The organism is Glaciimonas sp. GNP009 (assembly GCF_054343755.1).
Genome location: NZ_JBTGUV010000004.1, coordinates 1,454,384 through 1,479,087, shown reverse-complemented (window position 1 = coordinate 1,479,087; position 24,704 = coordinate 1,454,384). Strand labels below are relative to the sequence as shown.

Below are 24,704 nucleotides of genomic sequence, written 5' to 3'. Positions count from 1 at the left end.
GCCATCAAAGTGGACATTATTAATTCGGCACTATCGATATAAAAATACCAACGTAGATAACACTGGTCACGGTCATCATTGGGCCTGACGTTACAGCGGAAAAATCCCGAGAATAACGCAAGCGATGGTCATCACAATTGATGCTGCAAATAGATATTTGAACGTGTATTTTTGATGATCAGCCAGATCGATTCCGGCAAGTCCTGCGACCAAAAATGTGGCTGGTGTCAGCGGACTGATAGGAAATCCTGTCGTCATCTGACCCAATAATGCCGCCTGTGCCACCTGGATCGGCGGCACACCCAGCATATGACTGACCTCCGCGACTACCGGAAGCACGCCGAAATAAAACGAGTCGGGATCGAACAGTAAAGAGAGCGGCATCGACAGCAATCCCAGCACCACAGGAATATGCGACGCCATTGAGGGTGGCACCAAGGCGACCGCTGCCTTTGCCATCGCCGAAAGCATGCCTGATTTGGTCATGATGCCGGTAAATACGCCTGCCGCAAATAGAATGCTGGCCATCAGCAATGCCGCTTTAGCATGTGCGTCGACGCGGGCGCGTTGCATGTCCACGTTCGGGTAATTGATCATCAGCGCGAGGACGACGCCAACCATAAACATCACCACTGGATCAATCTTGCCGCTGATCATGACGCCAAGGACGATCACTGTTAGTGCAATGTTGATCCAGAAATTGCGAGGCCGACGAATCTGCTTTTCGAGATCGGTCAATTCATGCTTGTGGACAAATCCGATCGGCGCGCCGTTGGTCAGACCTAAACGGATTTCCTCTTTCCGGCCCAACCAATAGGACACTCCGAAAACAAATACCAGACCGATCAGTTGAATCGGTATCAATGGAGTGAAAATTTCGCTTACCGGTATATGAAGCGCAGCCGAAGCACGGATCATCGGGCCAGTCCATGGTAAAAAATTTACGCCGGCTGCCAGCGATGCAACACAAGCGAGAACCCGTTTGTCTATACCAAGCCGCGTATACAGCGGCAGCATCGCTGGAATTGTCACCAGAAAGGTTACCGCGCCCGAGCCGTCAAGCTGGATCAGCAATGCCAGCAACGCTGTGCCGGGAACAATGCGCGTCGGACGACTTCCCACCACCCGCAAGATGCCGCTGATGACGGGGTCGAGCATGCCTGCGTCAGTGACGATTCCGAAGAACAAAATAGCAAATACGAACATTCCTGCGACGGGCGCAATATTGGTAATGCCGGCGACAATGAATTTTGAGGTTTCCAGCCCGAAGCCACCGATCAGCGCGGCAATAATTGGTATGGCAATAAGCGCCACCAACGGCGACATTTTTTTGGTGAGGATCATCGTCAGCAATACGATAATCGTGATAAATCCGAGCAGTGCCAGCATGTTGTCTCCAGGTTTTTTAAATATGCTTATCTAGGTAGCATTTGGGTATATTCTGAATGGCTTTATTTATATTGTAAAATTAGATTTTTAGATGAATTAATCGGTAATTGAGATTAATTGACCGTCAAATCAAAATGCGAGTGGTGGGTAGCGAACACTAACTTTTCTCAATCTATCGTTGAGCCGAACGTATGCAGCCTAATATCTCCACAAAGTTACTCCACGCGTTTCTTGCCCTCAACGAGTGCCGGCATTTTACGCGGGCGGCGCAGCGATGCCATTTGTCGCAGTCGGCATTTAGCGTGGTGATTCAAAAATTGGAGACGACAGTCGGTACGCAACTGGTCGAGCGCGATACACGTAACGTCACACTCACTGCAGAAGGTGAAATTTTTGTGGAAGTGGCGCGCAGTCTTGTTGCTGATATCGAATCCGCATTTTCGGATATGGCCGATTACGTGGCTCGCCGTAAAGGACGGGTATCCATGGCGGCACTGCCATCGTTGGCCGCCAATGGCTTACCGGCGGTGATTGCGGCGTATAAAAAACAATTTCCGGGGATTAGCGTTCAGCTTTATGACGCGCTATCCGATCAATGTCTGGAATTGTTGCGATTGGGAAAGGTCGATCTGGTGGTGACCGCACCTGGCGCTCGTTTGATGGAGTTTGAGACGAGAACGCTTTGCAGTGATCCGTTTTACCTCGTTTGCCGACGGGATCATCCTTTGGCGGAAAAAACGAGTATCGCCTTAACCGACTTAACCGGCTGCGATTTGATTCACCTGGCGAAGTCCACTAGCGTGCGGCAAAAGGTCGATCTTCTTATCCGCAATATAGCGGTCAACGATACGGGATTCGAAGTCGAGCATTTAGCGACAGTAGCGGGGCTAATCGAGCACGGCTTGGGCATAAGCTTGGTTCCTGCGCTCACTTTATTCCAATTTCGACAGTTGAATCTGAAGGCGATTCCGGTCGAAACCGAGGGCGTAATCCGTCCGATATATATCGTGAAACAAAAGGATCGCAATCTCTCTATCGCCGCACGGGGAATGTTCGATTTGATCGTGGCAAGCTTTCAAAACCCTGCATTGCCAGATCCATACCTATGATCTCGATTCTGCGCTGACCGTTTAGCTAATCGGCTCTTTCAGGCAATTATCCAGCGAAGATGATGGTAGCGCTAGCCGAGAAGACATGCCGTAACCAGAGCGCTCCGTTACATCTATTGAATGAGATCCAGCGTATAAAAAAGCAAGATATCAAGTCTACAGGCATAATTAGATCGGTCGTGAACTGAGGCGTGCTCCTATCGTCATAACGCTATCCACCAAAAAATGTTTGGCATTGTCGGCATTGGATTTTTGTACAGAATTGTTGTAAATCAATATTCAAAAAAATGATGCGCCAATTGGCGATTAGCGGACAGGAGTAAAGATGGATTGGAATAATGCGCTGCTGGAAAGCCTGATATGGATCAGTAAGGCTTTCGTTATCAGCATTATCTGCTTGACCCTGATCGTGCTGATTCTGGCGCGTTTTACAACCTGGGGGAAACAGTTTAGCCGGCTAACAGCGGATTTTTTTAATCCTGCAAGAAGTAAGCAACCATTAATCTGGTTAGTTGGGATTGTTATTCTGACCCTTTCTTCGGTGCGAATGACTGTTCTATTTTCATTTTGGAGCAACGGTCTTTACAGTGCGTTGCAAAAATTGGATGCCAAAACGTTTTGGGCCATGATGATGATTTTTTCCATCTTGGCTACCGTTCACGTTTTCCGTGTGTTAGTTAATTTTTATGTGCGGCAGGCTTTTTTGATTCATTGGCGCGTGTGGCTTACCAACAATTTGGTGGATCGCTGGCTGGCCAATCAAGCCTATCACCGCACACAATTTGTTGCGCAAAAAATCGATAACCCCGACCAACGTATTCAGCAGGATGTAGAAGGTTTTGTGTCAAGTTCGCTGACCTTATCGATGGGCGTGCTGGATTCGGTCGTTTCACTCTTCTCGTTTAGTATTATCTTATGGGGCTTGTCTGGCGCGCTGGCAATGTTTGGTATTGAGATCCCGCGCGGCATGGTATTTGTGGTTTATATTTACGTACTGATCGCCACAATTTTTGCAGTAAAAGTTGGTCATCCATTGATGCGATTAGCGTTCTTAAGCGAAAAATTTAACGCGGATTTTCGTTATGCATTGGTCCGCATACGCGAATATGCGGAAAGTATCGCTTTTTTTCGTGGTGAGAATGTTGAGCGCAACACGTTGGGTATCCGTTTCGGCAATTTGATTGGCAACATGTGGGCGATCGTTTCTCGATCCCTGAAGTTTCAAGGCTTGAATCTCGTCATTAGTCAGATCGCGGTAGTGTTTCCCCTAATCATTCAAGCGCCACGTTTTTTCAGTAAACAAATTACGTTGGGCGACATGATGCAAACGGCGCAAGCATTTGGGCAAGTCCAGGATGCGCTTTCGTTCTTCCGTAATGCGTATGATGATTTTGCAAGCTATCGGGCGATTATGAATCGCCTTACAGGCTTCCTTGATTCGATCGACGCCGCACAACAGTTACCGGGCGCTCAGATCGATTATCAACAGAATGCGTTTATCGTCGACGGGCTGACGGTCAAAACGCCAACGCAGGTGGCGTTGGTAGAAAATCTAAGTTTTAGTTTGATGCCAGCGTCGTCGCTTCTAATACGCGGTCGTTCGGGTGTCGGAAAGACTACATTGTTGCGTGCAGTTTCTGGATTGTGGCCTTACGTTGAGGGCGATGTGGTACGTCCGGACGTTGAGCACGCTTTATTTCTACCGCAAAAGCCGTATCTTCCTTTGGGTACGCTGCGTACCGCCTTGCATTATCCAAACCTTGTGCTTAACGATGATAGTGCAGATGAAGTGCTGCGCCAGTGCCAACTCGGACATTTGATTGGGCGGCTCGATGATCCGGCTGACTGGACGCAAATACTATCGCTAGGTGAACAACAACGGCTGGCAATTGGCCGCGTGTTATTGAGTCGACCGCAAGTCGTTTTTCTCGATGAGGCGAGTTCGGCAATGGATGAAGGGTTGGAGCATGCGATGTATCAATTAATGCGCGAATCGTTGCCGCAATTGATCATGGTCAGCGTTGGGCATAGGAGCAGTTTAGCGATGTTCCACGCCCAGGAATTGGTCTTGCTTGGCAGTGGAAAATGGCGGCTCGGGGCGATGGAAGGTTGGCTGGATGCTTCCGAAACGCCGCTGCTACCGGTGGTTTGACGGGTTTGCACACCCGGTCAGTTTAATCGAATGATTTTGTTTTTGATTTGGTTACGCCGGGTCAAGAGCTTCAAAATACTTTTTATGGTGCGACTATTTTTATAGTCCTAAAATATTAAGTCGAAAAAAATGGCTACCGTAAGTAGCCATTTTTTTGTCGGGCAAGGGAAACGCAGCAACCTAAACTACGTTTCTATTAAATCTTCTTCGCAAGTTCAGCTGCATAGCCGATGTAATTTGCTGGCGTCATTGCCAGCAAAAGATCTTTTGCTTCTTGCGGAATGGCCAGTGTCAAAATGAACGTCCGCAATGCGTCTTTGGAAATGCCTTTGCCACGGGTTAGTTCCTTTAATTGCTCGTAGGGATTTTCGATACCATAGCGACGCATCACGGTTTGGACCGGTTCTGCCAATACTTCCCACGTTGCATCAAGGTCTTCCGCCAGGCGGGATGGATTGACTTCCAGCTTGTTCAGGCCGCGCAAGCAACTGTCATAAGCCAGCAGCGAATAGCCAAGTCCGACACCGATATTGCGCAGCACGGTGGAGTCGGTCAAGTCACGCTGCCAGCGCGAGACCGGCAATTTTTCCGACATGTGTTTGAGTACAGCGTTGGCCATACCCAGATTGCCTTCGGAGTTTTCAAAGTCAATAGGATTGACCTTATGCGGCATTGTCGACGAGCCGATTTCACCAGCCTTAAGGCGCTGCTTGAAATAACCAAGGGCAACATAGCCCCAAATATCGCGATTCAGGTCGAGCAATATCGTGTTGGTGCGGGCAACCGCATCAAACAGTTCCGCCATGTAATCGTGTGGCTCAATTTGAATTGTGTAGGGGTTGTAAATCAGGCCGAGGCGTTGTTCAATCACATTTTTCGAGAATGCTTCCCAATCAAATGTTGGGTAGGCAGAAAGGTGGGCGTTGTAGTTGCCGACTGCACCATTCATTTTGCCCAGTATTTCCACATCAGCTATACGCTTGGCGGCACGCTGAAGGCGGGCGACGACGTTTGCCATTTCCTTGCCAAGCGTTGTCGGACTTGCCGGTTGACCATGCGTGCGCGACAGCATCGGTAGTTCGGCGTTCTCGTGCGCCATTGCGGTGAGCTTGGCGATTAATTGTTGTAGCGATGGCAGCAAAACAGTGTCTCGCGCTGCCTTCAACATCATACCGTGGGATGTATTATTAATGTCTTCTGAGGTGCAGGCAAAATGGATGAATTCCGATGCTGCGACGAGTTCGGGCACGTCCTTGACTTGCTCTTTAAGCCAGTATTCCACTGCTTTTACGTCGTGGTTGGTGACTGCTTCTATTTCTTTAATTCTCGCGGCGTCTGACTCAGTAAATTCAGCGGCTATCCTATCCAACTGTGCGTTTGCGATTGCCGAAAACGGTTTGATTTCGGTAAAACCAGCGTTAGATAGAGCTTGCAGCCACGATATTTCTACTTTGACACGGTGGTGCATGAAGCCGGACTCAGACAAGATCGGGCGCAGTTTGTCGGTTTTTGCGGCATAACGACCGTCTAGCGGAGACAAGGCAGAAAGTGCGGTAAGGGACATGGTAGTGAAGATCAGAAAGTGTGAATCAAAGCGCCGAGAATTTCTTTGGCGAAACTATTGTATTGGTGTCAATTGAGCGAGCACCATCGCTATTGCGTGTTCTGTACGATGTTACTGCGATGCGCGTGATCCGGAAGTCTAGGATAACCAACAACTTCTGCATTGCCGCAGGCACGACCAGAGTCGAATTTTACCATTTGCGAGGGTGATGATCTGTTGTTTTGCATGTCGGCCAGTGATGGGAGTTGCCGAAAATGATAAACCCCGAGTTATAATCGGGGCCAATTATTTCTATAAGTAGCATATGAAGCTGATCGGATCTCTAGGTAGTCCCTACGTGCGTAAAGTCCGCGTTGTCATGGCGGAAAAAAAACTCGACTATACTTTTGTCCTGGAGGACGTCTGGTCTGATAACACCGCGATTCAGATATCCAACCCACTGGGCAAGGTACCGTGCCTGGTGATGGAAGATGGCGGCGCGATGTTTGACTCACATGTGATTGTTGAATATCTCGACACCCTGACCCCGGTCGGTAAATTGATTCCGGTGAACACTCGCGAGCGTGCTGAAGTTAAATGCTGGGAAGCATTAGCCGACGGTGTGTCGGATGCGGCAATCTTAATGCGGCTGGAGCGCTTGCAACGTCCCGTCGAACATCAAAGTGAAGCGTGGGTTGCGCGTCAGCGCAGCAAGGTTGATGCGGGATTGAAAGCGATGGCGGCCGGTTTGGGCGAGAAGCCATTTTGTTCAGGTAATCATTACACGCTGGCGGACGTTGCTGTCGGTTGCGCACTGGCCTGGATCAGCTTTAGATTTCCTGAAATCGAATGGCGCGAGACTTATCCTACGCTTGCGAAGTTGGTTGATAAAGTATCAGAGCGTCCATCTTTTAAAGATACTGCGCCACAATAATTACACCATAGCTCAGTGATTGTGCAGTAAAGGCGCAGCAAAAAGCTGAGTAAAAGTATTTCGACTACTCATTCGGATGGTTAATCTTAGTGGGTAGCTGACTTTTTTTAGTCGTGAAAAAAGTCGATGGTGACTCTCCAAACGTCTTCTTGAACATTGCAGAAAATGCGGATTGGCTAGCGTAGCCCAATTCGGCAGCGACCAAAGAGAGTGGCATGCCACGGGTGATCATCGGTGCTGCGTGCGCAAGCCTGATTTGCTGCCTCCATTGTCCAAATGTCATTCCTAAATCGCGCTCAAATAAACGCGCTAACGTTCTTTCAGATGCGCCCACCCGTTGTGCCCAATCACCAAGTGTCATCGCAGAACCTGGATCGTTAAGCAACGCCTTGCATAGCGTCACCAGGCGTTTTTCGGTCGGTAACGCGACACGAATCGCTTGTGTCTCTGCGAGCGTCAGTTCGTTCAAAATAAGTTGGCTTAGAAGCGATTCACGCACGCTCTCCTTGTCAGCATCGACTAACGTTAATGCAGCGATCAATTCACGCAACAGCGAGGAAACTTCCACAACGATGCATTGATCACCCTGAAATGGTGTGGCGCTGGTATGGATATATAGTGCACGCAACTGTGCTTTCTCGATGGTCTTGATTTCATGTACGACTTGCGGAGGAATCCAGATTGCACGAAGCGGCGGTACGATCCACGTGCTGTTGCCGACTGAAACACGAAGCGTGCCTTCAGGCGCATATGTGACTTGACCCCAAGCGTGCATATGCGGGTGCAATACCGCAGATGCGGCAAGATCGCGTGCTCGCATCCGAACAGGGTGACGTTGATCCGGCACCGAATCTCTAAGGTCTGTCTCGGTATGAGTCAGTATTGGAATTGGCATGATGGTGGCAATCGGTATGAGCGAATGGCAGAAATGCGATAGAAGATGACATTTTATCTTAAAACAGTCGCCGTGTTTTTGCTTACACTGCAGTGAGTAGCGGTGTAATCTGTCCGCTTTAAAAGTGATTTTCGCCTGATACCCAGAGTTGTTAAGCCCGGCCATCCAAAAGTTATCCGGGAGATAATTAGCGTAACAAGATCAGGATTAAGTCAAAGTCAGCAAATGTTGAGGCAAGTTGCTGGCACCGTCGGCCCTAAGCCTTATTGAGCTTATGCCTTCCACCATCAGTTTTTATACTTTTTTCTACTCGCCATGCAAACAGCTATCAATCAATTACCCGTTTCGCAGAAAGAGCAAAGTTCGGAAAAAACCGGCTTTCGCGTTCTAGGCGCGATCAGTTTTGCCCATTTTTTGAATGACATGATTCAGTCGCTGATTCTGGCGATTTATCCGTTGTTAAAGGCTAACTTTAGCCTCAGTTTTGCTGAAATCGGGCTTATTACCTTAACCTATCAGATTACTGCCTCGATTTTGCAACCAGTGGTTGGTCTCTACACTGACAAGCATCCAAAGCCGTATTCGTTGGCGGCAGGAATGTGTTTCACGCTGGTCGGGTTGGTAACGTTGGCAATGGCACCAAGTTTTGGGGTGTTATTGGTCGCAGCGGCGCTGGTCGGTACTGGATCATCTATCTTTCATCCAGAGTCATCGCGTGTAGCGCGTATGGCGTCGGGTGGGCGGCACGGTCTGGCGCAATCAATATTTCAGGTCGGCGGCAATGCGGGTAGCTCGATGGGACCGTTGCTGGCCGCATGGATTATTATTCCACACGGACAAACCAGCATTGCCTGGTTTTCGTTGGCGGCGTTGTTAGCCATTGCAGTGTTATGGCAAATTGGCAACTGGTACAAACAACAGGGGCGGATAAAAAAGAGCGCCAAAGCACATCAGGTCTTCGTTGCTTTACCACGCAAAAAAGTACTATTTTCAATTGGTATTTTGCTGCTACTCATTTTTTCTAAGTATTTTTACATGGCTAGTTTGAGCAGCTATTTTACTTTTTACCTGATTGATAAATTTCATTTGTCAGTGCAGTCGGCGCAAGTGCATCTGTTCATATTTTTGTTTGCGGTTGCGGCTGGCACAATGCTGGGCGGTCCAATCGGCGACCGCGTCGGGCGCAAGTTGGTGATTTGGGTATCGATATTAGGCGTTGCGCCTTTTACGCTGATGTTGCCCTATGCTAATTTGTTCTGGACCGGCATTTTGACGGTTGTGATTGGCTTAATTCTGGCTTCTGCGTTCTCAGCCATTTTGGTATTCGCTCAGGAGTTGGTGCCGGGCAAAGTTGGTACTGTGTCTGGTTTATTCTTTGGATTTGCGTTCGGCATGGGAGGGATTGGCGCGGCAGCTTTGGGTAAATTAGCCGATATGACCGATATTCACTTTGTTTATCAGGTGTGTTCGTTCCTCCCTTTGATTGGGTTATTCGCGGCTTTTCTACCTAATCTTGATGCGCACAGACAAAAAGCGGTGGCTAGCTAAAAAGCTAACCGCTCAAGGTGGCGCGACAGCAGGATGTCAACAGTAATAATTGGCATGAGAAGCAAGATTATTGTCAATTTACGACTGTCGATAGCCACACCTGAAGCTATTACCTTTATGCAGATTTGGAAGCTAGAAATATAAAAGCGCGCTTACTCATCGTAAGCGCGCTTTTTTGTATGCTTTAGCAACAATACTCAACGTTAGTCGTTAAATTATTTTTTATTGTTCGTGACCCATTGCTGCAATGCCTGCATTGTATTTTCAACGTGCTTTTCAGGGCTCAAGCTGCTGTATTCGTAAATAATATTGCCATTCGGGGCAATAACATAAGATACGCGATCGGCATAACTGGTCTTGGATAGCAGAACTGAGTCGTATGACTTCATGATGCTTTGGGTAGTATCGGCTGCAACAGCAAATTTACTACGACATTCGCTGAGAGAAAATTTATTGAGTGTGTCAATATTGTCGTTGGAAACACCGATTACAGTCGCGCCGAGAGCCTTGTATTTATCGGTTGCATCAGCAAACAAGTGGGCTTCAATCGTGCAGCCTTTAGTGAATGCCGCGGGATAAAAATACAATACGACCGGCCCCTTTTTCAGCTCATTGGCTAAAGAATAAGTAAAGACCTTGCCACCCAAAGATGCCTCGGTGGTGAAGTTGGGCGCTTTTTCGCCAACTTTCAGTGCTGCCAGCGCAGGCACGATTACAGTCGCGCTCACCACAAGTCCAGCTAGTGCGGCAATCCATCGTCTCATGTCAATTCCTTTAGAGATAACCATTAAAAGTATTGGTTATCATGCGGCCTTAACGTTGCTTTGTCGACTGGATTTTGATTGCTGCGGAGACTCTTAGCGTCCGCCGCCCCAATGACCGCCTCCGCCACGTCCACCTCCACCTCCACCTCCACCGCGCCCGCCGTGACCCCATCCGCCGTGACCCCATCCGCCGCCGCGACCACCATGCCAACCGTTACCCCAGCGATACGGGCTGTACCCAAAGTTAGAGTATCCGAACCCTAACGATACTGCTGGTGCTGCGTAAACGGGGCCCCCGCCGACATAGGCGCCATCTACCGCACCATAAGGCGTATAGCCACCGCCATAACCGTAGCCGGAGTTTCCATAACCGTCATAAGGGACGGCAACACAGCCACCGAGTAGCAGCATTGCGCCCACGGCGCCTAATAAAAGAATTTTTTTCATGATCCCTGCTTCCTTGTCGTGATGCAATATTGGACGCGGAACGACAGGTGAAGTTCATAAGCGGTTTTTATTGATCTTAACAATGAAAAAAATGCAATGAACCACGATAAGGGGTGAAATATTCTGATCTTCGCTTAAATAGTAGCTATTTAAGCGCAATTTAGCTTCGGGTTATGAGCGCCCTCATGATTTCCGGTTAAACTTTGATTATCATTTTACAATTGGTAACCAAATGCCTTTTGAAAACGATCATCGATTTCTGCGCGAGTTGGAGCATGATTTTGCGGTCCTTGCTCAGCGATTTTTATACTACCCATTAAATTGGACAGTCGCGTAATCGTAGGCCAGTCCATACCCGTTGTAAGTCCGTATAACATTCCGGCGCGGAAAGCATCGCCGCATCCGGTCGGATCTAGCAAGCGTTCAGCCTCCACGCAAGGAATCGTGACTTTGTTGCCACTGGTAAAGACATCCGCTCCTAACTCGCCACGTGTCACCACCAGCGCAGTTACTTGATCAGCAATTTGTGACAGCGACAGACCTGTCCGTGAAGTCAGTAATTCAGCCTCGTAATCATTGACCGCAATGTAGGTTGCCCAATCAATAAAACGCCGCAACTCCGCGCCGTCAAACATGGGCATACCTTGGCCTGGATCAAAGATCAGCGGAATGCCATGTGATACCGCATGCTCAGCATGTTGCAGCATCCCGTCACGACCATCCGGTGCGACGATGGCGTATTTGATAGCGCTACGCGTGCTTAAATCAGCCATGGTCACTTCGTGTGAGTGCGTCATTGCACCTGGGTGGAAAGCGGTAATCTGGTTGTTATTTGCATCCGTGGTGATAAAGCATTGTGCGGTGTAGATGGAGTCGATGGTGCGAATGCCGGCACATGAAATATCCAACTGTTTCAACCGTTCCAGATAGGGGGCCGCATCATTGCCAACGGTCGCCATGATCAATGGTTCGCCACCCAGCAATTTTAAATTGTAAGCAATATTGCCAGCGCACCCGCCGAAATCCCGGCGCATGGTGGGTACTAAAAAGGACACGTTTATTTTATGCAATTGATCCGGCAGAAGGGCATCCGCAAAGCGGCCCGGATATTGCATGATGACGTCGTAAGCTAATGAACCGGAGATGAGGGATGTCATAGGTGGTTTTCAGAATAAGGAGAAATCGGTTGGAATGTGGTTGTAAATCAGTTCGGTAATCAGTTTAGCAATAATGCCGAAAACAGATCAGAATACCCACTTTAAAATTTGGTAGTTGACGCGCAGAAACTATGGGTAAAAGAGGTAAACCCGATATCCGGATGGCTTTAACTGTAACAGTTCAAACGTCAATATGACGGGATGTTCGGTGTTACGGCGGAATCCATCTGCTGTATCCGCCACGGTCGTTAGATAGTCGCTTGGCGCAAAGACACGTCGCGCTATCGCTTTTTCGCTAGCGTCATTCAATGTCAGTTCGACTGTTGGCCAAGCTTGCGCCGTGCTGCTGCGATTACGCATCAGCAATGTTAAGGCAAACAGATTACGCGCAGGCGCGATTAATTGCAGTTCATTAGATTCGATCGATATATCGTCGATGCTGGTTGGTAAGTTTATCTGGCATCCAAATTTGCCGCATGCCCTCTGCAGTAATGGTTTGAGCATGGGGACACTTGCCGCGAGTTGATCCCGATAGCGATAACCCGTTTGTCCAATCAAGCCAACGGTCAGGATCACACTAGCGATCCACATGAAGGTCCTAACCACGCCGCCGACACGCTGTTTGCGTTTTGCTTGCTGCATAAATCGCGGTTCTGCTAGGACATCGTGCATGCCTTGGTCGGCCTGGCGCGGGTTTTCTTGACTGGTTTCATTGCTGCGGCCCTTGAAAGTAACGTCTACGCCACTCTCAATGGTTGGCTCTGGCGGATTCTTCTTTTTTCCATTCCAGTGCCTATTTTGCAGCTCGTCAATCAGTCGATCAAGCTCTTCATCTTCAGCAGTATCTGTGCCGTCCGGCAAGAATACGTTTTCAGCATGAGGCGAATTGCCAGAGGCTACCTGAAATAAGGTCATCCGCTGCAACGGGTCTTCCTCGTCGACCGGACTATTTATTCCACTTAGATCTGGTTCGTTGGTCTGAAGACGATGCCACACATCTGGTAATTTTATGCTGCTAGTCGCAGAAGTTGTATGCTGAACGTCAACCCCAACTTGTGGGGTCGCTTCGCCTGGCGCTTCTACTTCGGTTGGCTTAACGTCCTGATCTGAAGATGGCGCAAACGTTGGCTCAAACGGATGGCCTTCCACGCCCTCTGTGAATGCGAGAGGTTTAGTTGGCGGAGAGTATAGCGTTGACGAAAGCGCCGAGGACAGATATTCAGAAGTTGACGACGGCGGTTGTGCTGAATCAGGTAAATAAACTGGACGACGTTCCAGTGGCCCAAACCACTTACTGTTGGCGATGGCAGTGGAAGAGGTTTTTGTCAGTACTATTTCTGGAGCAATTGGCGCAGGTGCTGAAAATGTGGTGCGATCTGGAAAAGCTGTTGAGGCCTGAAATGCAGGCGTCGTTTGAGACGGATCGCTATGGTCTTTAGCTGTTAGGCTTATAGGGATTTCGGTCGGCGCTGAATGGTCTGGCCTTACCAAGTGTTCGATGCCATTGAACACTTCACGGCAGGAGCCGCATCGGACCAACCCTGCGCGCAATTTCAATTGATCATTAGCGACCCGAAAGGTGGTCTGACAATGGGGGCATCGCGTCGCCAGCGCCATAATTACCTAGGTAATCCAGCTGACACTGTCGGTAAAGTGCCCGACAATGCAACCCAGCCATCCTGCTCGCGCCAGACCGTCAGCTCTATCCACGGTGCATAAGCCGCAATGACGTCCTGTGCTTGCTCTGCTAAAACGCCTGACAACGTGAGGCTGCCGCCAAGTGCAATGCGCGCGCACAACATCGCAGACATCAGCTGTAACGGACCTGACAAAATGTTTGCCACGACGATGTCGAATGTCTCTTGTCCTGCGCGTTTCACGAAATCATCTGGCAAATAATAATTAATATCACAGTGATTGCGGGCGCTATTGTCGCTCGCGGACACGATCGCCTGGGGATCAATGTCCACCCCAATGACGCTCGCTGCGCCGAGTTTTTTAGCTACCATCGCCAAAATACCTGAGCCGCATCCGTAATCGAGTACAGACTCCACCTTTTGTTCGCCAAGATGGGTTTCTAGCCACTCCATGCACAAACGTGTGGTCGGATGGCTGCCGGTGCCGAATGCGAGGCCGGGATCCAGTTCGAGGATCAGTCCATTTGCTTCAGGCGCATCGTGCCAGCTTGGCACGACCCAAATATTTTTACCGATATGAATGGGAGCAAACTGTGACTGCGTTAACCGCACCCAGTCTTGCTCGCCAACCGAGCGCAACGTGTATACCGGTGCTGATTGCAAGCCGCACGCTAATGCGGCGGCGGTGACAATGGCGTCATGATCAACGTCGACGTCACTCAACGCGACAACACGGCTCCGCTCCCATGCTGCTTCTTCCGGTTCCATGCCCGGTTCGCCGAACAAAGGTTGTTCGGCTGCCGTGCCTTCGTCCGCGTCTTCCACTGAGACCGATAATGCGCCAGCTTCCATCAATGCGTCTGACAACGCTTCAGCGTGACTGCGCGATACTTCTATAACAATTTCGGTCCAGCTCATGTGCAGCCTTACTTCTTTTCAGGTTTAGGTAAATCCGGTCTTTCGGCCAGTTTATGTTCCAGATAGTGGATGTTGGTACCGCCTTCAATAAAGCGCGCATCGATCATTAACTCACGATGCAGTGGAATATTGGTGCTAATACCTTCGACTACCATCTCGGAGAGCGCAATTTGCATGCGCTTGATCGCTTGTTCGCGGGTAGTGCCGTATGAGATCACCTTGCCGATCATTGAATCATAGTGTGGCGGTACGTAATAGCCAGCGTATGCATGCGAGTCAACCCGAATTCCAGGGCCGCCCGGGACATGCCACGTGAGGATTTTACCCGGCGATGGCGTGAACTTGAACGCATCTTCGGCGTTGATGCGACATTCTATCGAATGACCGGTCAGATGAATATCGCGTTGGCGATACCGCAATTTTTCGCCTGCAGCGATATGAATTTGCTCTTGAACGATGTCAACACCGGTAATCATTTCGGTGATCGGATGTTCAACCTGGACGCGTGTATTCATTTCGATGAAATAGAACTCACCGTTTTCATACAAAAATTCAAACGTCCCAGCGCCGCGATAATCCATCTTGCGACAGGCTTCGGCACAACGATCGCCAATTTTTTCAACGACTTTGCGCGGGATGCCCGGTGCTGGTGCTTCTTCAATCACTTTTTGGTGGCGGCGTTGCATGGAGCAGTCGCGCTCACCGAGCCAAATGGCATTCTTATACTGATCGGCCAAAATCTGAATTTCCACGTGACGCGGATTTTCCAGATATTTTTCCATATAGACTTCTGGATTGCCGAAAGCTGCGCCAGCTTCAGTTTTTGTCATCGTGACGGCATTAGCCAATGCTGCTTCCGTATGGACAACACGCATACCGCGTCCGCCACCACCGCCTGATGCTTTAATAATGACCGGATAACCGACTTTACGAGCAATCTTAATTACTTCTTTCGGATCGTCTGGCAGTGCGCCTTCTGAACCTGGAACGCATGGCACGCCAGCACGGATCATTGCTTGTTTGGCGGAGACTTTATCGCCCATCAAGCGGATATTTGCTGGCCGCGGTCCAATAAAGACAAAACCGGATTGTTCAACACGTTCAGCAAAATCGGCATTTTCGGATAGGAAACCGTAGCCGGGATGAATTGCTTCAGCATCAGTTACTTCTGCCGCGCTAATAATCGCTGGCATATTTAGATAACTAAGACTTGAGGGTGCGGGGCCGATACAAACTGATTCATCTGCCAACTTCACATATTTGGCGTCGCGGTCAGCTTCTGAGTGGACCACCACGGTTTTGATGCCCATTTCGCGGCATGCGCGCTGGATTCGCAAAGCAATTTCGCCGCGATTGGCGATGAGAATTTTTTCAAACATAGTAAATGGTATTCCGTGGCTAGTATTTAAGCGTTAATTCGAACGATATCAAGCGTTCGGGCGGCAGATGCGTGAAAGGCGTACGACGACACTTCTGAGAAGAGCCGCTGTCTACATAAATACGCCGGTATCATGCTCAATGCCGTCCGCAAGTTTATTCGGTTCTCCCGAATAAACTCTCCGTTGGCGCGAACTTAACCGATGATAAACAAAGGTTGACCGAATTCTACCGGTTGGCCATTTTCCACCAGAATTTTTTTCACCACACCAGAAACGTCGGCTTCGATTTCATTCAGCAGCTTCATCGCTTCAATGATGCACAACGTTTCGCCTTCCTTGATTTCCGAGCCGACCTCTACAAATACTCCCGCGCCTGGAGCTGACGAACGATAAAACGTGCCGACCATAGGTGATTTGACGATGTGACCTTCTGGGACCGCAGGGACTTCTACCGCTGGCGCGCTGACTGGTGCCGCCATTTGCGCCTGGTACGGTTGTTGAGCAACTTGCGGTTGCATCATCACGACCTGATTGTGCGATGACTTAACAATACGTACTTTGCTTTCACCCTCGGTGACTTCCAGCTCTTCGATATCCGATTCAGCGACTAGGTCGATTAACGTTTTAAGTTTTCTCAAATCCATAATGCAATCCTTCAGTGTATGTTTTAAGAATAAAAAGTGTTAACGAATGAATTACTGCCATTCTTGTTTTTTAGTAGGCAGAACCATCCGTTTGGTACGAATTAATGTTTGTAAGCCTAAAGTTGATCGATTGCGAACGAAATCGCGATGCGATAACCCTCTACGCCCAACCCGCAGATGACGCCAACGGCAATGCCTGATAGATAAGAGTGATGCCTAAACTCTTCTCGTTGGTGAATATTGGAAATATGCATTTCCACAAAGCGTATTGCCACGCCAGATAATGCATCTCTCAATGCAACACTGGTGTGTGTCAGTCCACCGGGGTTGATAACAATAGCATCTACCCCTTCAGCTTTTGCGGCATGGATACGATCAATCAGCGCACCTTCGTGGTTGCTCTGAAAATGCGCCAGGCGAACACCAGCATCGGCTGCTTGAGCCTGCGCTGCGAGCACAATATCTGCTAGCGTAGTTGATCCGTAGACTTCTGGCTCACGCGTGCCCAACAAATTCAGGTTAGGACCATTGAGGAGAAGTAAATTTTTTGCCATGGAGATCGTGCTTCGTTTGACGACGTTGAGCGCATTTTGCCGTTAAATGACTTTAACTGGCAAGCGGAATTTTGTTATGGTTCGATTGGGTTTATTTTTTCGCGTCCATAAATCCCAATTATCTCAGCGCAGACGATAGTTATTTTAATTGCTAATAATCAACTATTTAGTGCTGCAATAATGACAAATCTTTGCGTAATTCATCAAATTTAATGCTCCCAAGGTAAGTCTTTTTTACCTGCCCGTCAGCGCCGATCAATACGGTAAATGGCAATCCGCCAGCGGCATTACCAAATTGTCGCAAGAGAGATGTGCCGTCTGTTCCTGCAACATATAAAGGATAGGTAATTTTATATTTCTCAGCAAACTTAGCGATCGCCTCTTGTGAGTCAATACCGACGCCAATCACATGAATATCTTTTTTAACAAGTTCAGTGCGTAATGCATTCAATTCTGGCATTTCTTCGACGCAAGGGCCGCACCAGGTCGCCCAAAAATTCACTATGAGCGGTTTCCCTTTCCATTGGGATAACGGCGTTTGCTTACCGCTAGTGTCTGCCATCGATTGAGCGAATAGATTAGCAACAGCCGGCGCTTGAGGAGGAGATGGTGTCAGTCGTTGAAGATTGAAATAGACGCCGATAGCGCAAAATAGGATCGCAATCGGTATATATAGGAACAATTTTTTTTTCATTCGGTATCGTTTGTCTTTGAAAGTGTGGCTCTTACTTGCTCTGTAGTAATGCCAATTTGTTGTTCAAGCAACAAGCGTGCTGCAACCAGATCCAGTCGGTCGCTGCGCGATAAGTGTGTTCGGCTCGGCCTGATACTACCGCGTAAGGCGTTACTTTCATATAGCGCTAAGTGTATACCCTCGTTTTTATAGGCAAAATGAAGAATTTCAGCTGGATCGTTACCCGTATGATGGCGATGGCGTTTTTCGGTCTGGTTATCGCTCTCCAGGTCGGACACAGTGAATTGCACATTTTTATTAAGCAGGTAAATTTCCACATCTTTAGGACTATCAACGAATAACTGTAAATGGATATCAGAGTGTTCGCCAGCGGTGCCATTGCACACTGCCCCGGTCAAATAAGGGCAAAAGGCCGAAAGTTCAGACATTACCTCAATCGCAATTTTTCTTAAATGCAATAGCCTGACGGGCTGGGTCTCAGCCAAGAACAATGCATTATATGAACGCACTTCCTCTTCTATCTGACTATTATTTGGTATGAAATCACTATCAATTCGCCTATTGCCCAGTAACTGTTGCGCGGCTTTTCGCTTGGCGCTAGCGTAATCTGCCCCATCTTCTGCAATCAAACGTGCCGCGGCGACGGCAATTTCTGATCTTAGTCGATGCGATGGATTAAATTCAGAGGATTTTTTGTAAGCCATAGCAATCATCATAATGTTATTCGCTACTGATTTCTTGCTAGACCTCATTTGCGGTCGCCAAGAAATAGCGGTGTAAACAAGCGTCACTTAAGCATAATTGATAAATACGCGTTCGACTTTTAACGGCGGCGCTGGCGTGTCAGGTAAAATTCACTATTCTTCTTTTACGAATGTTGACACTTTAGAATGCACATCCATATCCTGGGTATTTGTGGCACCTTTATGGGCGGTTTGGCCGTTCTCGCAAAACAAGCCGGACATAAAGTCACAGGCTGCGATGCGAACGTCTATCCCCCAATGAGTACGCAACTCGAAGCGCAAGGGATACAGTTAATTCAGGGCTTTGGGGCCGAGCAGACCGCACTGACACCGGATTTGTTCGTGATAGGCAACGTCGTCTCCCGTGGCAATCCTTTAATGGAAGAGATTCTTAATCGCGGTTTACCTTACACTTCTGGCCCCCAATGGATCGGTGAGCACATCCTGGCCGACAAATGGGTACTGGCCGTTGCCGGTACGCATGGCAAAACCACCACCTCGGCAATGCTCGCGTGGATATTGGAAGATGCTGGTTACAATCCGGGCTTTTTGATTGGTGGCGTGCCGATGAATTTTGGTATTTCGGCGCGATTATCGGGTAACGGGATCGAGACGTCTGCGTCTCCTTTTTTTGTGATCGAAGCAGATGAATACGATACGGCTTTCTTCGATAAGCGTAGTAAGTTCGTGCATTACCACGCAAAGACTGCAATTCTGAATAATCTCGAATACGATCATGCCGACATTTTCCCCGATCTTGCCGCGATAGAGACGCAGTTTCACCACTTGGTGCGCACCGTGCCAGGAATAGGTCGATTAGTTGTCAACGCGCGCGAACCCGCTTTGCAGCGCGTATTGACGCGTGGCTGTTGGAGCGAGCAAGAGTTATTCGGGATTGACGCACAAGCCGCCCAACATAACCCGACGCAGCTGGGCTGGTCCTTGACCACTCATACGGATGGCAACTTTGACGTGATTTTCAACGGCGATCACCAGGGAACCGTGGTGTGGTCGCTGACTGGCGAGCATAATCGCATGAATGCGATCGCGGCGATTGCTGCAGCGCGCCATGTTGGCATACCAACTGTTCAGGCTATCAAGGCACTCGGACGGTTTGAGAACGTGAAGCGCAGGATGGAATTGCGCGGCACCGTCAATCAGATTGCGGTGTATGACGACTTTGCGCATCACCCGACGGCGATTACCACCACCATCGCAGGTTTACGTAAAAAGATTGGCAATGCCCGCATTTTGGCTGTTTTGGAGCCGCGTTCCAATACGATGAAACTTGGGGCCATGAAAGAGGCGTTGCCGGATAGTCTGATTGATGCCGATCTGGTGTTTGGTTATGGGGCCAAGGGTGAAGGTAAGGAAGCGCTCGGATGGGATCTCGGTCAGGCCTTGGCTCCGTTAGGCAATAAGGCGCAAGCTTTCGACGTGCTGGATCGATTGATCGGCGCGGTTGCGCAGGCCGCACACCCGGGCGATCAGATATTGGTGATGAGCAATGGCGGATTTGGCGGTGTTCATCAAAAAATCCTGGATGCGTTGGCAAATCCGGGTACACACTCTTTGCCAGAGTCAGCGCCACATTCTGGCAATGCATCGGCCACGGCGTCAGTGATCATTCCAGCGCGATCATGATCCTTTACTTGCACGGCTTTCGCTCATCGCCCTCGTCATTTAAGGCGCGTTTTCTGGCTGAGCGACTACAAAGTTTAGGACTGCAAGACAAGTATATCTGTCCGCAATTACCAGCCTCACCGCAGGCTGCGATCCAACTCGCGCAGGCTTGTATCGCGCACGTCAACCCAGGCGATCTGACGGTAATCGGTTCTTCACTTGGCGGTTTTTATGCAACGTGGCTGGCCGAACAGACCGGTTGTCGGGCGGTATTGCTCAATCCTGCGGTGAAGCCGCCGCGCGATCTGGAAAAATATGTGGGTATGCATACGCAGTATCACTCTGACGCACCTTTTGAATTCAAGCGCGAATATATTGCTGAACTTGAAGTGCTTGTTTCGGCGAAAATTACGCTGCCGTCACGCTATTTCCTTGTTGCAGCCACCGGCGACGAGGTTCTCGATTGGCACGAAATGGTTGATCACTATCCATTGACGAAGCAATTGATTATCAATGGAGGTGATCACGGTCTCAGCGACTTTGCGGATTATGCCGATGCCATACTGACGTTTTGCGGAGTAGACGTTCCTCCTTTGCCGAGTGATCGCTGATGGCGCGCTCGCCGAGTTTTGCGCATTGGCATGATCATCCAAATGGTGTTCACCCAACGGCGTCGATGCGCGACTGGTTGATTGATCGCGCGTCGCTGACCTATAAGTTAATGGCAAACAGCACGCAATTTCGAGTGCAGCGTTTGCATCAGCATCGTGCAATGTGTCTTGCTGACGAATGCGCTGCAATTTTGTTGCCTCAGCGGCAAGTGGTGCAAGAGCGGGATGTATTGCTAATCTGCGATGGTCATCCTGTGGTGTTAGGTCATACTGTCTTGTCATTGGGCGCGACAACTGCCGAGTGGCCATTTTTCGGCACATTGGGTGAGCGCTCATTAGGCACCACACTGTTTGGCGATCCACTTGTGGCGCGGGGACAATTGCAATATGCCCGTTTGTATAATGGTCATCCGTTGGTCCGTCGGATGCGCGCGGCGACTGGTTTGGCAACACTGCCGACTCCCCTATTTGCGCGGCGTTCGACGTTTCGTCGCAAAGGCGGCGTAATGCTGGTGACTGAAGTGTTTTTTCCGGAAATTAAATTTTTACGGAATGTTTTAACGGGTTAGTCGAATGAATCCGGCGTTATTTTGTTGATCATCATTTTTTTTGAATGATAAAAGTTGTTCTTTGCCGTTATCGATTAAAAACAGATACGGGATTTACGCAAGATGCGTGCTGCAGCATGTCACTATTTGTTGCCGATGTGGTGGTGATGTTAATGCAACGCAATGCACCATCTTGCGTAAGTCATCATTACACCATGCAGGCGGTATCAACTAGCAAAGTAGTCATCACCGCAATACTCAGAATCCATAATTAAAGTAATCAATGAATCGTAATCAATGAATCTATTTTTTGAAGAGTCCGGCGACTTTAAAGCAGGGTCTGTTTTGTCACAGCAGGGCGAGGCTTATCAGGTCGAACTACCTACCGGAAAGCGTAGCAAAATTAAGTCAAAAGACGTATTGATACAGTTTGGCGCCCCGACACCGCAACAACTGCTCGATGACGCAAAACTTATCGCACAAGAAGTTGATGTTGATTTCTTATGGGAAGTTGCGGGTCAGGAAGAGTTTGGTTTTGCAGAATTGGGTGCCGAGTATTTTGGTCATGCTCCAATACCGTCTGAAGCCGCCGGATTGTTGATGTGCTTACATTCGGCACCGATATATTTTTATAAAAAGGGTCGTGGGCGCTATAAGGCTGCGCCTGAAGCGTCGCTTAAAGCCGCGCAGGCTGGCGTCGAAAAAAAGCGCCAGCAAGCGCTCATACAGGCTGAATATGTCGAACAATTGGTCGCTAATCAGTTGCCCGATGCGATGAAGCCGTTGGCTTTGCAGTTATTATTTAAACCAGATAAAAATAGTATTGAATACAAGGCGCTTGATGCCGCTTGCGTTTTCTTGCAAACCACACCGCAGCGTTTGATGCTGGTCGTTGGGGGCATTGCATCGCCAAAGGATCTGCATTTTTCCAAGTTTCTGTTTGAGTTTTTCCCGAAAGGCGCGGGTTTCCCAGAAATCTCGGTGCCAACTATTCCGACCGCTGCAACCTTGCCTTTGGCTGACGTCCTTGCATTTTCTATCGATGACGTGACAACCACCGAAATCGACGATGCGCTGTCAGTTGTGATATTGCCAGATGGCAATGTACGGATCGGTATCCATATCGCTGCGCCTGGACTCTCGATCAAACGTGATGACGCCATCGATGCGATCGCGCGTCATCGCATGTCAACCGTCTACATGCCCGGCGACAAAATTACCATGTTGCCCGATGCGTTGGTCGAAGCGTTCTCTCTGGATGAGGGAAAGAACTGTCCGGCTTTGTCGTTATACGCAACGCTGGACCCGCAAGACTGGCGCTTGATCAGCACCGAAACCAAAGCCGAATTGGTACCAATCTCCGCTAATTTACGTCACAACACGCTCGATATGCTGGTGACAGAAGATAACTTGGCGAGCGGTGAAGGCGACTATCCCCATAAGGCGGATATCGCCATTCTGTGGCAATGGATTTCTGTACTCGAACAAGGTCGGATGGCGAAGCGAGAAAGTTTCGGCCTGCGTCCCGAACAAAATAATCGCGTTGACTTCAATTTTTATGTTGAAGACGACGTTGTCACGATTGCTCGTCGCAAACGTGGTGCGCCGCTCGACAAGATCGTTGCTGAACTGATGATTTTTGCCAATAGTACTTGGGGAAAACTGATGAATGACCACGGTGTGCCGGGAATTTATCGTGCACAGGGCGGCGGCAGTGGTGGTTGGGCGACAAAAATGCAGGTGCGCATGGTAACCCACGCCGCGCCTCATCAGGGATTGGGCGTCGACCAATATGCATGGAGTACTTCACCGTTGCGTCGTTATACCGATCTTGTGAATCAATGGCAGATTTTGGCGTGCGTTGAGAGTGGCGTCACGGCGCCACTGGTGGCGCCATTCAAACCGCGCGATGCAGACTTGTTCGCGATTGTTTCGGCTTTCGATGCAACCTACGCGGGTTACGGTGATTTTCAGTCAACGATGGAACGCTATTGGTGTCTTCGTTGGCTGGGCCAGGAACAGGTGAAGCAGGTTGAAGCGGTTGTGTTGAAGGACGAAATTTTACGTCTGACCGATATACCTTTAGTAATCAAGTTACCTGGTATGCCACAAGTTGCACGGGGCGCGTCAGTAAAACTTGATTTGATTCGTTGGGACGAAATCGATTTGAGTATCGAGGTACGATTGCTGGAAGTGTTGACGCCGCCCGCGACCACGGCACAGGGCGATCCAAATGATGCCTCGGATGATGATGAAATGGTGGACGAACTTAATGCGGCCATGGATTTGCCGAACGAGCATTCGGGAATAGAAAAAGAGGGTGAGGGAACCGCGGAGGACGGTAATATCAATAGTATTGATGACCGTGAAGTTACAGATGTCGCGGTCAATGGTGTCGATGCGGAAACTGATGCCAAAGCAGATGTGGTTGCGGGCAGCGCTGCTTCAACCGACATGAAGCCTTAAGCTTTTGACGACCGGACGCCCAATCTTGCTGCGCGTGAAACCATTTTCTCAAAATCTGGTTTTATATATCGCCATCGCTATTTCGGTTTTAGTGCACGGGGCGCTGCTGGCCGTTCGCTTTACGCTGCCAGCATCGGCTAAGGTCAGGCTAACTGATCCAGCACTAGAAGTGATTCTCGTGAACGCCAAAACGCAGAGTGCGCCGGTGAAAGCGGAGGCGTTGGCGCAAGCAAATCTGGATGGAGGTGGTAACGCCGACGCTGGCCGTGCCAAGTCGCCGTTACCGGATATGCTGAAAACAGAAGATGGCGACAGCCTCAACACCGCCGATCACCGGATCGCGGCGCTAGAGAAAAAGCAGCAGCAAATGTTGTCACAGATGCAGAGCGCGGCATTGTTTTCGGTTCCGGAAACGACATCTCAGGATAGCCGTACAGATGCCGTGCCGACAGAGGATGGTAATGAGCTTACGCCGGATACCAAAGCACTGCGTCGCGAACAGGCCGAAATTGCCAAGAGTATCGAAGACTATAACAAGCGGCCGCGGAAAACTGTGATAACGCCCAGTACGCGTGGCGTGCGGTACGCGATGTATTACAAAGCTTTTGCGGACAGAGTGGAGCGCTTGGGAACGTTGAATTTTCCTCGTAAAAATGGGAGAAAATTGTACGGTAAATTAGTAGTGTCGGTCCCGATCTTTCAGGACGGGAGTATTTATACAAAAGACGGCGGCCTAGAAGTGGAGAGAAGTTCGAACGTTCCTGGCCTTGATGCCGCCGCGCTGAAAATAATCGAAAGAGCAGCGCCGTTTAACCGTTTTCCGCATAATATGCGCTCTGGCACTGCGGATGAAGTATGGGAAGTGATTGTAACCTTGGATTTTTCTCGCGAAGGTCAACTTGAGACCAAATTGCGGAGTGTTGATAATCATTAAGCAAAGCTGTCGTCG

The 24,704-nt window shown here is 49.3% G+C and carries 23 protein-coding genes; 10 read left to right on the top strand and 13 right to left on the bottom strand.

The annotated features are described in order from the left end of the window. Positions 1–90: 90 nt before the first annotated feature. The gene (locus ACXX82_RS07475) at positions 91–1,389 is read right to left on the bottom strand and encodes a CitMHS family transporter (RefSeq protein ID WP_458562706.1); all 1,299 of its coding nucleotides are present in this window, start codon (positions 1,387–1,389) and stop codon (positions 91–93) included. Positions 1,390–1,580: 191 nt separating this feature from the next. Between ACXX82_RS07475 and ACXX82_RS07470 the strand changes: the two genes are divergently transcribed. Both ACXX82_RS07470 and ACXX82_RS07465 read left to right on the top strand, forming a co-directional pair. Next, the gene (locus ACXX82_RS07470; protein WP_323506713.1) at positions 1,581–2,498 is read left to right on the top strand and encodes a LysR family transcriptional regulator; all 918 of its coding nucleotides are present in this window, start codon (positions 1,581–1,583) and stop codon (positions 2,496–2,498) included. A gap of 325 nt (positions 2,499–2,823) precedes the next feature. Beyond that, entirely contained in the window at positions 2,824–4,650 is a 1,827-nt protein-coding gene (locus ACXX82_RS07465; RefSeq protein WP_458562705.1) for an ABC transporter ATP-binding protein/permease, read from the top strand. 196 nt (positions 4,651–4,846) lie between these two features. On the opposite strand, the gene purB is transcribed toward ACXX82_RS07465, so the two are convergent. Continuing rightward, the gene (purB, locus tag ACXX82_RS07460; RefSeq protein ID WP_458562704.1) at positions 4,847–6,214 is read right to left on the bottom strand and encodes an adenylosuccinate lyase; all 1,368 of its coding nucleotides are present in this window, start codon (positions 6,212–6,214) and stop codon (positions 4,847–4,849) included. 304 nt (positions 6,215–6,518) lie between these two features. Here purB and ACXX82_RS07455 point away from each other — a divergent pair, with 304 nt between their 5' ends. After that, on the top strand, positions 6,519–7,127 hold the full coding sequence (locus ACXX82_RS07455) for a glutathione S-transferase N-terminal domain-containing protein (protein WP_322233230.1): 609 nt from the start codon (positions 6,519–6,521) through the stop codon (positions 7,125–7,127). 64 nt (positions 7,128–7,191) lie between these two features. On the opposite strand, the gene ACXX82_RS07450 is transcribed toward ACXX82_RS07455, so the two are convergent. Beyond that, entirely contained in the window at positions 7,192–8,022 is an 831-nt protein-coding gene (locus tag ACXX82_RS07450) for an AraC family transcriptional regulator (protein WP_322233229.1), read from the bottom strand. 315 nt (positions 8,023–8,337) lie between these two features. Here ACXX82_RS07450 and ACXX82_RS07445 point away from each other — a divergent pair, with 315 nt between their 5' ends. Beyond that, a complete protein-coding gene (locus tag ACXX82_RS07445) occupies positions 8,338–9,570 on the top strand; it encodes an MFS transporter (RefSeq protein ID WP_322233227.1) in 1,233 nt (410 codons plus the stop codon). Between the two features lie 215 nt (positions 9,571–9,785). On the opposite strand, the gene ACXX82_RS07440 is transcribed toward ACXX82_RS07445, so the two are convergent. From ACXX82_RS07440 to ACXX82_RS07395, 10 genes are all read right to left on the bottom strand, one after another. Then, entirely contained in the window at positions 9,786–10,334 is a 549-nt protein-coding gene (locus tag ACXX82_RS07440; RefSeq protein WP_323506709.1) for a peroxiredoxin, read from the bottom strand. 93 nt (positions 10,335–10,427) lie between these two features. Continuing rightward, positions 10,428–10,781, bottom strand: a complete 354-nt coding sequence (locus ACXX82_RS07435; RefSeq protein ID WP_458562703.1) for a hypothetical protein — start codon at positions 10,779–10,781, stop codon at positions 10,428–10,430. Positions 10,782–10,996: 215 nt separating this feature from the next. Continuing rightward, positions 10,997–11,938, bottom strand: a complete 942-nt coding sequence (locus ACXX82_RS07430; RefSeq protein WP_323506707.1) for a carbohydrate kinase family protein — start codon at positions 11,936–11,938, stop codon at positions 10,997–10,999. A 129-nt stretch (positions 11,939–12,067) separates the two neighbouring features. Further along, a complete protein-coding gene (locus ACXX82_RS07425; protein ID WP_323506706.1) occupies positions 12,068–13,555 on the bottom strand; it encodes a DUF3426 domain-containing protein in 1,488 nt (495 codons plus the stop codon). A gap of 2 nt (positions 13,556–13,557) precedes the next feature. After that, positions 13,558–14,493, bottom strand: a complete 936-nt coding sequence (prmA, locus tag ACXX82_RS07420) for a 50S ribosomal protein L11 methyltransferase (protein WP_458562702.1) — start codon at positions 14,491–14,493, stop codon at positions 13,558–13,560. An 8-nt stretch (positions 14,494–14,501) separates the two neighbouring features. Continuing rightward, the gene (accC, locus tag ACXX82_RS07415) at positions 14,502–15,872 is read right to left on the bottom strand and encodes an acetyl-CoA carboxylase biotin carboxylase subunit (RefSeq protein ID WP_322233215.1); all 1,371 of its coding nucleotides are present in this window, start codon (positions 15,870–15,872) and stop codon (positions 14,502–14,504) included. A gap of 194 nt (positions 15,873–16,066) precedes the next feature. Further along, positions 16,067–16,516, bottom strand: coding sequence for an acetyl-CoA carboxylase biotin carboxyl carrier protein (gene accB / locus ACXX82_RS07410; protein ID WP_322233213.1), 450 nt, complete (start codon positions 16,514–16,516; stop codon positions 16,067–16,069). Between the two features lie 116 nt (positions 16,517–16,632). Next, the gene (aroQ, locus tag ACXX82_RS07405) at positions 16,633–17,070 is read right to left on the bottom strand and encodes a type II 3-dehydroquinate dehydratase (RefSeq protein WP_322233211.1); all 438 of its coding nucleotides are present in this window, start codon (positions 17,068–17,070) and stop codon (positions 16,633–16,635) included. A gap of 166 nt (positions 17,071–17,236) precedes the next feature. Beyond that, on the bottom strand, positions 17,237–17,764 hold the full coding sequence (locus ACXX82_RS07400) for a TlpA family protein disulfide reductase (RefSeq protein WP_322233209.1): 528 nt from the start codon (positions 17,762–17,764) through the stop codon (positions 17,237–17,239). Further along, complete coding sequence (locus tag ACXX82_RS07395; RefSeq protein WP_458562701.1) at positions 17,761–18,480, bottom strand: hypothetical protein; 720 nt, start codon at positions 18,478–18,480, stop codon at positions 17,761–17,763. Before ACXX82_RS07395 ends, ACXX82_RS07400 begins: the two co-directional genes overlap by 4 nt. 174 nt (positions 18,481–18,654) lie before the next feature. Here ACXX82_RS07395 and mpl point away from each other — a divergent pair, with 174 nt between their 5' ends. The 6 genes from mpl to ACXX82_RS07365 all read left to right on the top strand — a co-directional run bounded on the left by mpl (position 18,655) and on the right by ACXX82_RS07365 (position 24,689). After that, entirely contained in the window at positions 18,655–20,151 is a 1,497-nt protein-coding gene (gene mpl / locus ACXX82_RS07390) for a UDP-N-acetylmuramate:L-alanyl-gamma-D-glutamyl-meso-diaminopimelate ligase (protein ID WP_323506702.1), read from the top strand. Continuing rightward, the gene (locus ACXX82_RS07385) at positions 20,148–20,741 is read left to right on the top strand and encodes a YqiA/YcfP family alpha/beta fold hydrolase (RefSeq protein ID WP_322233204.1); all 594 of its coding nucleotides are present in this window, start codon (positions 20,148–20,150) and stop codon (positions 20,739–20,741) included. Before mpl ends, ACXX82_RS07385 begins: the two co-directional genes overlap by 4 nt. Further along, positions 20,741–21,310: a chorismate--pyruvate lyase family protein gene (locus ACXX82_RS07380; protein WP_323506701.1), complete on the top strand. Its 570-nt coding sequence runs from the start codon at positions 20,741–20,743 to the stop codon at positions 21,308–21,310. Before ACXX82_RS07385 ends, ACXX82_RS07380 begins: the two co-directional genes overlap by 1 nt. 116 nt (positions 21,311–21,426) lie before the next feature. After that, a complete protein-coding gene (locus tag ACXX82_RS07375; RefSeq protein WP_323506700.1) occupies positions 21,427–21,564 on the top strand; it encodes a hypothetical protein in 138 nt (45 codons plus the stop codon). A gap of 22 nt (positions 21,565–21,586) precedes the next feature. Further along, positions 21,587–23,755: a ribonuclease catalytic domain-containing protein gene (locus tag ACXX82_RS07370; RefSeq protein WP_458562700.1), complete on the top strand. Its 2,169-nt coding sequence runs from the start codon at positions 21,587–21,589 to the stop codon at positions 23,753–23,755. A 34-nt stretch (positions 23,756–23,789) separates the two neighbouring features. Beyond that, positions 23,790–24,689 carry an energy transducer TonB gene (locus ACXX82_RS07365; protein WP_323506735.1) on the top strand — a complete coding sequence of 300 codons (900 nt, stop codon included), beginning with the start codon at positions 23,790–23,792 and terminating at the stop codon, positions 24,687–24,689. Positions 24,690–24,704 lie beyond the last annotated feature (15 nt).